Origin of the sequence: Paenibacillus sp. SAFN-054 (assembly GCF_051966755.1) — a bacterium.
Classification (GTDB): domain Bacteria; phylum Bacillota; class Bacilli; order Paenibacillales; family Paenibacillaceae; genus Paenibacillus_AQ.
The window spans coordinates 720,772-733,693 of record NZ_JBQCKS010000001.1; the positions used below are offsets into that span (position 1 = coordinate 720,772).

The following is a 12,922-nucleotide window of genomic DNA, read 5'->3' on the forward strand; positions in this document are numbered from 1 at the left end:
ACCAATGAACGCAGATAAAGTGCTAGATGCCAAAGGACTGGCATGCCCAATGCCTATCGTCAGAACAAAAAAGGCGATTGAGGAGCTGCAGTCAGGGCAAATTCTTGAAGTCCAGACGACCGACAAAGGATCGCAAAACGATCTGACGGGCTGGGCCAACTCGACGGGACATCAGCTGATGGAAAGCAAAGAAGAGAACGGCACGTTCACGTTTTGGATCAAAAAGAAGTAAGGCTGGAACGCAAAAAACAAACACTCCGCTGCAACGGAGTGTTTGTGATTTTAAGATATCAGAACGAATGAAATACGAAGCAAGCCCTTCATTGAAATCGCAAGAAAAACAACATCGTGAAGTGGTCTGGCTCCATGGGAAGTACATTCATTGACGTTTATCGAATGACGTTCTCGTGAACATCGTTGTAAACGATTCTAACATCCAAATGGGCGTAGGTTTCTTCCTTATAATGATGATGGGGGCAGCTTTTGACGCAGCGGAAGGCATCCGTTTCGACAAGAAGGCTTTCGGAGCAATCCGGGCAGCGGTCTTGAAAAAGGCTTTTGATTTTGTTAAACAAATTCATTCACCTTCCTATTCCAATGGATTTACTTGGTTATATTATAGCGCTACTTATTCCGTTAGTATAGTGCTTTTCAAAAAAGTTTATGCGCAAGTTGAAGCGGCAAAGGGGGTGCGTTATGTGGATGTTGCAGGTTATTTCATCATGTTTCTGATCGGACTGGTTGGATCCTTTTTCTCGGGACTGCTCGGGATTGGCGGAGCCATTATCAACTATCCGCTGCTGTTGTATGTCCCCGGGCTGTTCCATGCGGGAAGCTTCACGGCCAAAGAGGTCGCCTCCATCAGCATGTTCCAGGTGTTCTTCTCTTCGCTGGCGGGCATTCTTGCGTTCAGAAAGCAGAGCAAGAAGGAAAAGCCGCTGATGCATAAAGGGTTGATCACGAACATGGGGATCAGCATCCTGATCGGAAGTCTGGGAGGAAGCGTAAGCTCGCGATATCTTCCAAGCGATACGATTAATATCGTGTACGGCGTTTTGGCCGTTATTGCCGTCATCATGATGATGATCCCGAGCAAGGGAAGCCGGGAGGAAGCAACGCTGGAGTCGATTACTTTCAATCCAATTATCGCCTCGGTGGCGGCATTGCTGGTCGGAATTGTATCCGGCATCGTGGGAGCGGGGGGATCCTTCATTCTTATTCCCATCATGCTGACGGTGCTGCAGGTTCCGACCCGGGTCACGGTCGCTTCCTCGCTTGCGATTGTGTTCATTTCCGCCATCGGCGGTGTATCAGGCAAACTCATCGGCGGTGGAATACCGCTGCTGCCAACGCTCTTCACGGTCATCGGAAGCGTGCTGGGAGCTCCGTTCGGGACACGGGTAAGCCGTCATTTGAACGTCAAATATCTGCGTATTGGACTTGCAGTTCTCATTGCCGCAACCGCCATCAAAATCTGGTGGGGGATCATCGGTTAAAAGGCAGGATTCCGGTTGACTGAAAGCGTGGAATTCGTTTAAAATAAAACAAGAATTAAGCTGTAATAAAGGCGATGGAGTTCGCCATAACCGCCGCAAGGCTGATGACTCCTACCAGTGAAACGTTGTGCGCACTGGTAGGAGTCTGTTTTGTTTTCTCTGCTCCTGCCAAGCGTGCGCCGCATTTCATACATACCGTTAAGGAAAAGGGGCATAACAGAAGTGATGAAGAACAGGGACAGATGGAAAGTTGATATGTTATCGCATGCATGGCATGCAGCGTTATTTCGAAGCTTCTTCAAGTGGATTTGGCTCGGAGGGGTTGTCGGCTTATTGAGCGGTTCGGCATCGGCCGTCTTTCTGATCGCTCTTGAGTACGTGACCGATACCCGGATGCAGCATCCGTGGCTGCTGTATTTATTGCCGCTTGGCGGGGCTCTCGTCAGCTTCGTTTATATGAAGTATGGCAAGAATAGCTCCAAGGGCAATAATCTCATCATAGAGCAAATCCATAACGGCAATGAGGCGATTCCGCTGCGGATGGCCCCGTTAGTGCTTTTCGGAACGCTCGTTACCCATTTGTTCGGCGGTTCCGCTGGGCGTGAGGGAACGGCCGTGCAGATGGGCGGAAGTCTCGCAGAGCGTTTCGGCAAATGGATCAAGGCTGGAGCCCTCGAACGAAGAATTCTGCTTATGTGCGGCATTAGCGGCGGCTTCGGCTCGGTATTCGGGACGCCGCTTGCCGGAACGGTTTTCGGCCTTGAGGTTATTGCGATCGGACTTATCCAGTACGAGGCGCTTATCCCTTGCTTCACTGCCAGTCTCGTCGGGCATCTGGTCACAACACAGCTGTGGGGCGTGGAACACATCCAATATCCGCAGATGATTGCGCCAGCCCTGAGCCTTGCCGTCCTTTTAAAAGTGTTGGCTGCATCGCTTGTATTCGCCCTGGCGAGCATCGGGTTCAGCGAGCTGACGCATGCTCTCAAGAAGGTGTTCGCCAAGATCTTACATAACCCGATGCTCAAAAGCGCGGTTGGTGGACTGATCGTGATCGGCCTGGTGTTCTTGGTCGGTTCTCGCGATTACTTGGGACTTGGCATACCGCTGATTACGGATTCCTTTGAGCAGGACGTTCCGACCTTCGCCTTTTTGTGGAAGCTGATATTCACATCGGTTACACTGGGAACAGGCTTCCAGGGCGGCGAGGTGACGCCGCTGTTTGCCATCGGGGCGACGCTCGGTCATACGCTCGCGGATCTATTTTATTTGTACGGTCCCTTTTTGGCGGGACTTGGTTTTATAGCTGTCTTTTGCGGTGCGACGCATACGCCGATTGCCTGCTTTCTGATGGGGATCGAGCTGTTCGGCTCGAACGGAGCGGTGTACATGTTTATCGCATGTCTGATTAGCTATGTGTTTTCCGGCTACAGCGGGATTTATACCTCTCAGTTGATCGGCATGTCGAAAAGCCACCTGATCCAGGTACCCGAAGGCACAACGCTTGCAACAAGACAGAAGCTTACCATGCCAGCGCGCAGGTCGAAAGCTCGGAGAAATGATGGTAAAGAGCAAGAGTAGGAGTATGAGTAGGGCATGAGGTTAAGTATGAGCATGAGCATCGTTTCTTTGTAAGGAAAGGAGCATGGGTATGAAAAAGATATGGAAAACGGGCATAACATTGATACTCGCCGGTATTCTAACCGCGGGATGCGGCGCCGAATCCCAGACCGGACCATCGGAACCAGAAGACGGGGCAGCACCCCATCAGAACGCGAATCAGGGCTCCGGCATCCCTTCGGACACGGATAATGCCTCGCCTGGAACGAAACCAACGGAACCGGAGAAGGACCCTGTACCGAAGGATCCGGCATTGGATCTGCTGAACAAGCTGAGCACGGAGGAGAAGATCGGCCAATTGGTGCTGGTTGGCATGGACGGTACGGTAGCCAGCGATGCTGCGAAAGAGCTGATCGAGAAGTACCATGTGGGCGGCTTTATTTTCTATAAAAACAACATCGAGAACACGAAGCAGGCGCTGCAGCTCTTTAACGATTTAAAAGAGGATAATCAATCGAATCCGGTTCCGCTCTGGATGAGCGTCGATGAGGAAGGCGGGCGCGTATCCCGGATGCCGAGTGAGCTTGCAAAAATACCGACCAGCGAAGCTATCGGCCAGAAGGATCATCCGGAGCTGTCCAAGGGCATCGGCTCGATACTTGGTCGCGAGCTATCCGGTTTCGGCCTTAATATGGACTTTGCGCCAGTGCTTGATATTAACAGCAATCCGGACAATCCCGTCATAGGCGACCGCTCCTTCGGCGGCAGTGCGGATGTGGTGAGCCGGCTCGGGATCGCCACGATGGAAGGCATTCGCGAGCAGAAGGTAGTCCCTGTCGTCAAGCACTTTCCTGGGCATGGGGATACCTCCGTCGATTCGCACATCGGTCTGCCTGTCGTGAACCATGATATGGCCCGGCTTCGTGCAATGGAGCTGGTCCCTTTCAAGGAAGCAATCAAGAATCAAGCGGAGGTAGTCATGATCGCCCATCTGCTGATGCCTAAGCTGGATCCGGATCATCCGGCATCCTTTTCGCAAGAAATCATTACCGGTCTGCTTCGGAACGAGCTGGGCTACCAGGGCGTGGTGATTTCAGATGACATGACGATGGGAGCCATCGAGAAAAACTACGAAATAGGCAATGCATCGGTCCGTGCGATTCAGGCCGGGGGCAATATCATTCTGGTCGGCCATGATTACGGGAAGGAAAAGCGCGCGATTGAAGCCTTGTTAAAGGCTGTTAAGGATGGATCGATATCTGAGGATGTACTGAACAACCGGGTCTACGCCATTTTGAAGCTGAAGCTGGCTTACGGCTTGACCGATAAACCGGCAGCAGGACCGGATGTGCAGGCGATTAATGCGGATTTGAAAAGCCTTCTGAAAACGTACGGATTGCGCAAATAGACGCCGTTTATCTTACGGATCACCTAAAGAGCAGCTCAGGGTAATTGAAACCCAGGCTGCTCTTCTTTGTTTATCAACCGTACCGTTATGGCTGTACCGACCGCCGCTTTCTAACCCGGAAAGTTCGGATTCAGGGTGAACTGCCTGATAGCTTGCGGCTGCCAAACAGCCTCTTGAGATCAAGCTCGGAGAGCGCTACGCCAAGGAGAACCAAGATGGCCCCGAGGTAGCCTTGAAGTGTCAGCGTTTCCTGCATGAAACAAATACCGAAGACCGCGGCGACCACCGGTTCCAGCGCGAAAATCAAGCCGGTATGCGTCGGCGTGGTGTACTTCTGGGCGATGGCTTGCACGACGAACCCGACAGCGCTGCAGACGATCCCGAGCGCAAGGACAGACGCCCATCCGGATGTGGAGCCGGGGAGGTGCGGAGTTTCTAGCATGTAAGAGAAGACCAAGCCGACCAAGGCAGCAAAGCCAAGCTGAAGTATCCCGACATTCAAAGCGTCCGTTCTTTTCGCCGCCCGCCCGGTCAGAATAATATGCACAGCAAAGAGCAAAGCCGCAAGCATGCACCATCCGTCTCCGGATCTCCAGGTCGAGTGGGGCTTCAGGGTCAACATGCCAATACCGATAACAGCAAGGAGTATGCCTCCGACCAGACGCCTGTCCGGCTTGTTTTTCGTAAAAATGGCCGTTAATACGGGGACGAATATCACAGTGAGGCTCATGAGAAAGCCTGCATTCGAAGTCGAGGTGTTTTGCAGTCCCAGCATGATGGAAGCAAACACGCCAAACAGCAGTAATCCGAGCAGCGAGGCATACAGCAGGCTCAGCCGGTCGGAACGCAGCAGCCTCCTGGTGAATATACAGCACGTGGCTGCAAAAGCGACGCCGAAGCGAAGCGCGATCAGATTGAACGGCTGCAGTGCATCAAGTCCGATTTTCATGAATAAGTAGGAGGACCCCCAGAAAAGGGTGACCATGAGTATAAGTAAGTCTGCTTTATACTGTTTCATTGCATAAGCCCCAGCCTTTACGTTAAAAGATCTCGTTTGTTGTTGTGCCTGAATCAGTATAAATGGTATTTTAGGGTAAGAAAATTGAATGTTTATAATCATTAACATGAATAAAATTCATGTGTAAATGATAGAACGGGCATGGGATGGTGAAGGGCGTTTGAGTTTGATTAAATATGAAATATTGCAGCGGGTCGTAGAGCTGGGAAGTTTAACGAAAGCGGCGGAGAATCTTGGTCTGACGCAGTCCGGCGTCAGTCACGCGATTCACAGCCTGGAGTCTGAATTCGGCTTCCCGCTTCTCAGCCGGAGCCGTTCCGGCGTGAAGCTGACCGATAACGGACAGCGTGTACTCCGATATATAAGGGAAATGCTGGTGGTACAAGAGCAGCTGAAGCAGGAAGTAGCCCTTATCAACGGGATTGAAGTGGGCACTATCCGTATCGGCACGTTCACGAGCATCTCCGTGCACTGGCTGCCGGGAATGATCCGGCAGTTCCTGAAGCAGCATCCGAATATCGAGGTCAGGCTGCTCGAGGGGGACTATCATGAGATCGAGGAATGGCTGCTGAAAGGGGAAATCGACTTCGGATTCGTATCGCTTCCGACGATGGATTCCTTTCGTATTATCCCGCTGCGGGATGACCGGATGCTCTGCATTATGCCGCAGGAGCACCCCTTGTCGGACCAGCCCCTGATCCGTTACAGCCAGATCGCGGAGGAACCTTTCATCATGCCGAAGGAAGGCAGCGATTATGACGTACGCAGGGTACTCCGTAAAGGTGGCATTAAGCCGCCGGTTCCGTTTCGGGCTGCGGATGATTACGCCATTATCGCGATGGTGGAACAAGGGCTGGGCATCAGTATATTGCCTGAAATGATTATCCAGGGAAGAACGAATGATATCATTGCCGTTGAATTGGAGGATCGCAGCTGCCGCAGCTTGGGAATTGCCATGAACGCATCCCACAGCAGCACGCCTGCCGCGCAAAAGCTGATCCGCACCGCCAAAGAGTGGCTGACAGGCTGGCAGCCTTTACCGCAAACCGGCGTGAGGCAAAGCGGTCACAAAACGGTATTAGGCCTGCCGCCAGATACACGCTGAAATGCGGCATGACGGCGATAGTGGGCAAGGTGCTGCCTTTATATAAAGAACATGACAGATAATACAATCCGCAAATGCGGTGGGTTAGGAGATGAAGCAGCTGGAACACGTACGGATAGGTATCATAGAGGACGATGTCAAGATCGCCGGCTTGCTGAAGGCTCATATTGAGAAATACGGATATGAGGCCACGGTTGTCGCCGATTTCAATCGGGTGATGGAGGAGTTTAAGGAAGCGGAGCCGCATCTCGTTCTGCTGGATGTGAATCTGCCGAGGTTTGACGGGTTTTATTGGTGCCGTCAGATCCGATCGATCTCGACTTGCCCGATCCTGTTCATTTCAGCAAGGGAGAGCGAGATGGATCAGGTGATGGCGCTGGAGAACGGCGCAGATGATTATATAACCAAGCCCTTTCATTATGATGTAGTCGTGGCGAAAATCCGCAGTCATCTGCGGAGAGCGTACGGTTCCTATTCCGCGAAGACGGAGGAGAGAACGGTGGAGGCTTCAGGGCTCGTACTGTACCCGGAGCGCTTCTTGCTGACGTGTAACGGCCAATCGGTCGAGCTGACGCAGAAGGAAGCTGTATTGGTGGAAGCCCTCATGAAAAAGGCGGACCGGATCGTCAGCCGCGGCAGGCTGCTGGACTTGATGTGGGAGGACCGGCACTTTATCGACGACAATACGCTGAACGTATATATCACGAGAATACGGAAAAAGCTCAGGGAGCTAGGGTTCCATGAAGCGGTGGAGACCGTCCGAGGCGCGGGGTACAAGCTGCGGCTGGAAGGGCAGGATGGATCATGAGATTGTTCCTGAGAGAGCACAGGCCGCTTCTCCTTTTCTACTTGCTCCAGTTGATACTCACCACGATCTGGTATTCACTGGCTTCGGAAGAATACTCTGTATCCACGCTTGTCTACGGCGCCTTGTTAAGCATCGTAGTCTTGCTGCTGTATCTCGCTTTCCGGTTCTACAGCTATAGAAAGCTGTATGCCAGACTGGAATCGCCGCTCGGGACGATGGATCAATCCCTTAACGAGCTGGGTGAGGCGCCGCTTGCAGAGGCTGCGGGTGATTTGCTTCGAAGTCAGTTTCAGCTATATCAAAACGAGCTTTACGACACGCAGCAAAAGCTTGACAATCATGCGGCCTTTATTAACCGCTGGGTCCATCAAATGAAAACGCCGGTATCCGTCATTCAGCTCTCGCTGCAGGACCTGGATCTGGAGGACGAGACGGCCAACGGCATGCAGGAAGAAATCGACAGAATGAAAAAAGGCCTTGAAATGGCGCTCTACACGTCCAGACTGGATCATTTCGAACAAGATTTCAAGGTAGAGGGCATCCAGCTGCTGGATGCGGTAGAGCAATCGGTTGCGGAACATCGGCAGTGGTTCATCCGTAAAGAAGTCTATCCTGAAATCGTGATCCCATCCGAGCTGTCTGTCATTACCGATGCCAAATGGCTTGCTTTCCTGCTCGGCCAAATCATCGTCAATGCCGTGAATTACACGTCCGAAGCGGGAAAAAAGATTGCATTTCTGGCATCTAAGCAAGGCCGGAATACGCTGCTTGAGATCAGGGATGAAGGCATCGGCATCGCCAAAGAGGATTTGGGCAGGGTATTCGAACCTTATTTTACGGGCAATCAGGGAAGAATGTATCACGAATCGACTGGAATGGGACTGTTTCTTGTGCGGGAAGTATGCCAAAAGCTCGGCCATCAGGTGGAAATCGAGTCCGAGACCGGTAAAGGAACGACAGTGAGATTTACTTTTCATCATGAAGCCGGTTAAGGCTTAAGACGCTGCGGGTTCCGCGGCGTTTTATTATTCTGCACGAACGGCATGGCCGAACAAAACCTTACAAAAGTTTAAGGTTCGGGTAAGGCGAATCCATAGTTTACTTGGAGGCAGTCCGCTAAAGTGGAATACATAGAGAATGTGAATGAAGGAAGGAGATTAGTAGCAGTATGACGGATATTTTAAAGGTCACCGGACTCAGCAAGGTTTATCCAGGGAAGGTGTCAACAAGAGCGTTAACCGATATCGGTCTTACCATTCAGAAAGGGGAATTCGTCGGCGTCATGGGTCCTTCGGGTAGCGGCAAAACGACGCTGCTCAACATGGTATCCACGATCGACACGCCGAGCTCCGGCACGGTACTGATTAACGGAAGCAATCCGCATGCCTTGAAGAAAAAGGAACTGGCGCTGTTTCGCAGACGCGAGCTCGGTTTCGTCTTTCAGGACTTCAATTTGCTGGATACGCTCACCGTGGCGGAGAACATCGTCCTCCCACTTACGCTGGACAAACACAACCTTCGGACCATGGAGGTCAAGCTTCATCAGATTGCAGAGCGTCTCGGCATTGCGGATATATTGAACAAAAGAGTGTATGAAATATCCGGAGGGCAAAGGCAGCGTGCGGCGATCGCAAGAGCCATCATCCCTGAGCCTTCACTGTTACTGGCCGACGAGCCGACAGGGGCGCTGGATTCGAACTCCTCGCGCACGGTCATGCAGACGATGGAGAAGCTGAACGAAGACGACGGCGTTACCATGATGCTCGTAACCCATGATGCACAGGCTGCTAGCTACTGTCACCGGGTCGTGTTTATCAAGGACGGGGTTCTGTCCGGCGAAATCCGCAGGGGAGACAGCCGTCAGGCCTTTTTCCAGAAAATCATCGATATGCTTTCGTATTTGGGAGGTCATGCGAATGAGCTTTCGACAATTCGCGTTTAACAACGTCAAGCGCAATGCCCGCGCCTATTTTGCTTATTTGATCAGCAGCAGCTTCATGGTGATGGTGTTCTTCACCTATGCGCTGTTCATCTTCCACCCGGACATCGACCGCACGCAGATCGGTTCGAACGTGCAGATGGTCATGCAGATCATGGAATACGTGATTTACATTTTTGCTTTCTTGTTCGTCCTGTACTCGATAGGGACGTTTTTGAAGGCAAGGAACAAGGAATTCGGAATTTTGACGATCCTGGGCGCCACGCAGAGCCAGCTAAGCAAGCTTGTCTTTGTCGAGAACATGCTCATCGGCGCGCTTTCCATCTTCACCGGGATGGCAGCGGGGCTGCTGCTGTCCAGGATGTTCTTGGCGCTCAGCGCACGGATGATCGGCATTGAGCAGCTCGGACTGTATTTTCCCGTTCAAGCGATCCTGCTGACGGTGTCCTCATTCATCGTGTTGTTCGTTGTCATCTCGGCCTTCACCCTGATATTCATTAACCGGAATCGGGTGCTTGAGCTGCTCAAGGGATCAAGCAAGCCGAAGAAAGAACCCAAAGTTTCGGTGCTGGTATCTCTGCTCGGCATCCTGCTGCTCGCCGCCGGTTACTTCACAATCGATAAGAGCCTCACGGTCGCCGCGGTAACAGGCATTGCCGGTACGTACTTCTTTTTCACGCAGATCACCGTTCTGCTGTTTCGTTTGCTGAAGAAGAGCCGCCGCCTGACGTGGAGAGGGACCAACTTGATCTGGATTTCGGAAATGGCTTATAAAATCAAGGATAATGCACGAATTTTGTTCATGGTTACCGTACTGACATCCATTTGCTGCATGGCCGTGTCCTTCATCATGTCGGTGAACGTACGCAGCCAGAGCTTGTATCAGTCACAACCTTATCCGATCAGGTATTATCTGAACGATCCGGGGCAGGCTGAGCAGGAACTGCAGCCTCTTCTCCACAAGCTGGACGAAAAAGGGATACACTATCAGATGTATCAGGTCGAATCGTATACAGCGAACGCCTCGGGCCGCAAACCGGATGTATCCGTTATGCCGGCGACCAGCTACGCACGCATATCGCAGGCGCTGGGACTGCAGAAGGCAGGCCCTTTGGAAGGGAAAGAAGCGGTACTCGTGCAGTCGGATAAAGAAGCCAATAATAATCCAGGCTGGAGTCCCGGTGTCCCTGTTAAACTGAAAAATCCCGAATCCGAGCTGAAGATTTCCCGAGAAATCCGGACGAAGCAGGAGGTTTCGGTGGTCTCCGGTACCAATCTGTTGATTGTCACCGATTCTCTCTATGAACAGCTGAAGAAGCAAATCCCCGCGAATAAAAGCTACTGGATTACACACGCCTGCCTATTCATGGTACCGGCATGGCCCGGAGGCGTGACACCAGGCAGAGACGACGACGAGTACAAAGTCGGCGTAGAGCTGAATGAATGGAACTATGCCCGCTTGGGCAGCGGTGAAGCGTCCAATCTGATGATCATCCGGGGCGGGGAGTACGGCATGCATGAGCAATCGGTGTCCATGATGAGCTTTGTCGGCATTTTCATTGCATCCCTGCTGTCGGTTTGCTCGGCGAGCTTTCTGTATTTCAAGCTGCATTCGGAGCTCAGGCAGGATCAGCAGATGTATATCTCAATGTCCAAGATTGGTCTTCGCACCGGCGAAATGGGAAGATCATCGGCCATCCAAATTGCCGCCCTGTTCTTCATCCCCATCGTTGTTTCCACTATCCAGACGTTAGTGGTACTAAACCGGGTCAAAGAGGGCTTTGATCTTGACGATGTCAATCAACCTGTATTAATAGCCTCTGCCGCTTTCCTGATCGTTCAAGCCGTCTATTTCCTTCTGGTGAGCTCGCGGTATATACAGAAACTCAAGCGCGTGATGATGTAGTTAGGAGGATTTGCCAAGGCGAATCCCTATGGTTAAAAAGCTATTTTGTTGATAAAAAGCCTGTTCTCCGCTAATCTTAGATCATCTATCCGGCGTACTCGCTTATGAAGCGGGTGACGCCGGAGCTCGCGGAGGATATGGCATGCGTATCAGTTTAAAATGGAAATTTACCGGCTTTCTCGCTGTGTTGCTTCTCTTCGCGATCGGGCTGCTCAGTGTTCTGATCCTGAAGGGGATTGCAAGCAACCAGCAGCAGCAGATGGAACAAACGATGCAGCAGCAGGCCGATGTGGCGTCCGACAGAATCCGGCAGCTCTTCGTGACAGGGACCCAGGTGGACGCATCGACATTCATGCGCCTGCAGGGCCCTGCTTTGGCGCGCGAACTGGGAAACGTAAGCGGCATGAGGGTGATATTGTATGATGCTTCGGGCAAGGAAACGGGGGATTCGCTTGTGATTGCGGAGAAGCCGGACGTTCGTCAATTGCTGGATTATGCACTGGTAAATCGAATCGCTTACGAGGTTCACGGAGACGTGCTGGAATATATGACCCCGGTGCAGAGCGGCCAAGGGCAGCTTGGCGTCATTCACTTTCAGACCTCGGTCAGCAGCCAGCATCGCTTTTATTCCAGCATGCAAAAGCTGTTTTGGATTGCTGGAGCAATCGTTCTTGGCGTTTCTTTTATTTTTGGCATCTTATATATGAACAGGCAGGCAAGCGCCATCCGCCGGCTTAAACAGGCAACCGACCGGATTCGGCGAGGGGATTACCTGGAGACTCCGAGCCTGCGGCGCAAGGATGAGCTTGGCGAGCTGAGCAGCGGCATTTTTGACATGAATCAGGCCATCCAGACCCACGTGCAGTCCTTGCAGGAAGAGCAGGCCAAGCTGCTTGCAACGCTTGAAAAGCTGCGGCTCCTGGAAAAACAGCAGAAGGATTTTATCCATAATATCAGCCATGAATTCAAAACGCCGCTGACGTCCATCAGAGCGTATGCGGATCTGCTGCATATGTACCCGGATGATCCGTCGCTTATACAGGACGCGCAGAAGTCTATTGCCAAGGAAGCAGGGCGTCTGTACGAATTGGTGGAACGTGTACTCCATCTCGCCGCTGCGGAACAATACGAATTCGATCATCACCCGGAAGAAGTGGAACTCGAAGAATTGCTGACCGATATCGCTTCCCGGATGAAAGGGAAGGCCGAGCAGTTCGGCATTACGCTGCATGTGCAGCTAGAGCCTGCACGGATGATTGGGGACCGGAACAATCTAACCCATATTTTCATCAATTTGCTGGATAACGCGATCAAATACAATGCAGCCAACGGTTCGGTTACAATTTCGAATCGGATCGTGAACGGACAGGTCGAAGTCAGTTTTCGCGATACCGGAGTGGGCATTCCCGAGGATCGGCGCGAGCTGGTGTTCGAACCGTTCTACACGGTCAATCATGACCGGGCAAGGAAATCCGGCGGCAGCGGTTTAGGCCTTGCGCTTGTGAAGCAGCTTACGAGGCAGAACTATGGGGACATTCGGGTGGAAACCCCTGCGGATGGCAGTGGAACCGAATTTATCGTTACATTTCCGCTGTCTTCCGACAAATGTTTATAAGTTGGAAACATTTCGATAACTTTTAGAAATCATTCTTCCCTATACTCAACATCAGAAAGAGGTTACG

Annotated in this window: 12 protein-coding genes and 1 riboswitch; of the genes, 10 read left to right on the plus strand and 2 right to left on the minus strand. The window is 51.9% G+C overall.

Annotated features, from left to right (window positions below; translation table 11 throughout):
* Positions 1-4: 4 nt before the first annotated feature.
* The gene (locus tag ACTHPM_RS03490; RefSeq protein ID WP_440393786.1) at positions 5-232 is read left to right on the plus strand and encodes a sulfurtransferase TusA family protein; all 228 of its coding nucleotides are present in this window, start codon (positions 5-7) and stop codon (positions 230-232) included.
* A gap of 157 nt (positions 233-389) precedes the next feature.
* Here the strand turns inward: ACTHPM_RS03490 and ACTHPM_RS03495 are convergent, their stop codons facing one another.
* Positions 390-581, minus strand: a complete 192-nt coding sequence (locus tag ACTHPM_RS03495) for a hypothetical protein (protein WP_440393787.1) — start codon at positions 579-581, stop codon at positions 390-392.
* 117 nt (positions 582-698) lie between these two features.
* On the opposite strand from ACTHPM_RS03495, the gene ACTHPM_RS03500 reads away from it, so the two are divergent.
* From ACTHPM_RS03500 to nagZ, 3 genes are all read left to right on the plus strand, one after another.
* Positions 699-1,496, plus strand: a complete 798-nt coding sequence (locus tag ACTHPM_RS03500; protein WP_440393788.1) for a sulfite exporter TauE/SafE family protein — start codon at positions 699-701, stop codon at positions 1,494-1,496.
* A gap of 61 nt (positions 1,497-1,557) precedes the next feature.
* Positions 1,558-1,617, plus strand: a riboswitch (Fluoride riboswitch).
* A gap of 134 nt (positions 1,618-1,751) precedes the next feature.
* A complete protein-coding gene (locus ACTHPM_RS03505) occupies positions 1,752-3,077 on the plus strand; it encodes a voltage-gated chloride channel family protein (protein ID WP_440393789.1) in 1,326 nt (441 codons plus the stop codon).
* A gap of 70 nt (positions 3,078-3,147) precedes the next feature.
* Positions 3,148-4,464 carry a beta-N-acetylhexosaminidase gene (nagZ, locus tag ACTHPM_RS03510; protein WP_440393790.1) on the plus strand — a complete coding sequence of 439 codons (1,317 nt, stop codon included), beginning with the start codon at positions 3,148-3,150 and terminating at the stop codon, positions 4,462-4,464.
* Positions 4,465-4,594: 130 nt separating this feature from the next.
* Here nagZ and ACTHPM_RS03515 read toward each other — a convergent pair whose 3' ends face one another.
* Positions 4,595-5,482, minus strand: coding sequence for a DMT family transporter (locus tag ACTHPM_RS03515; protein ID WP_440393791.1), 888 nt, complete (start codon positions 5,480-5,482; stop codon positions 4,595-4,597).
* Between the two features lie 160 nt (positions 5,483-5,642).
* Between ACTHPM_RS03515 and ACTHPM_RS03520 the strand changes: the two genes are divergently transcribed.
* The 6 genes from ACTHPM_RS03520 (at position 5,643) to ACTHPM_RS03545 (ending at position 12,855) form a co-directional block, all read left to right on the plus strand.
* Positions 5,643-6,587 carry a LysR family transcriptional regulator gene (locus tag ACTHPM_RS03520; protein ID WP_440393792.1) on the plus strand — a complete coding sequence of 315 codons (945 nt, stop codon included), beginning with the start codon at positions 5,643-5,645 and terminating at the stop codon, positions 6,585-6,587.
* 91 nt (positions 6,588-6,678) lie between these two features.
* Entirely contained in the window at positions 6,679-7,395 is a 717-nt protein-coding gene (locus tag ACTHPM_RS03525; RefSeq protein ID WP_440393793.1) for a response regulator, read from the plus strand.
* Complete coding sequence (locus ACTHPM_RS03530; protein WP_440393794.1) at positions 7,392-8,387, plus strand: sensor histidine kinase; 996 nt, start codon at positions 7,392-7,394, stop codon at positions 8,385-8,387. Before ACTHPM_RS03525 ends, ACTHPM_RS03530 begins: the two co-directional genes overlap by 4 nt.
* Before the next feature lie 176 nt (positions 8,388-8,563).
* Positions 8,564-9,337, plus strand: a complete 774-nt coding sequence (locus tag ACTHPM_RS03535; protein ID WP_440393795.1) for an ABC transporter ATP-binding protein — start codon at positions 8,564-8,566, stop codon at positions 9,335-9,337.
* Positions 9,312-11,240, plus strand: coding sequence for an FtsX-like permease family protein (locus ACTHPM_RS03540; RefSeq protein WP_440393796.1), 1,929 nt, complete (start codon positions 9,312-9,314; stop codon positions 11,238-11,240). The genes ACTHPM_RS03535 and ACTHPM_RS03540 overlap by 26 nt, the downstream gene beginning before the upstream one ends.
* A gap of 142 nt (positions 11,241-11,382) precedes the next feature.
* Complete coding sequence (locus tag ACTHPM_RS03545) at positions 11,383-12,855, plus strand: sensor histidine kinase (protein ID WP_440393797.1); 1,473 nt, start codon at positions 11,383-11,385, stop codon at positions 12,853-12,855.
* Positions 12,856-12,922 lie beyond the last annotated feature (67 nt).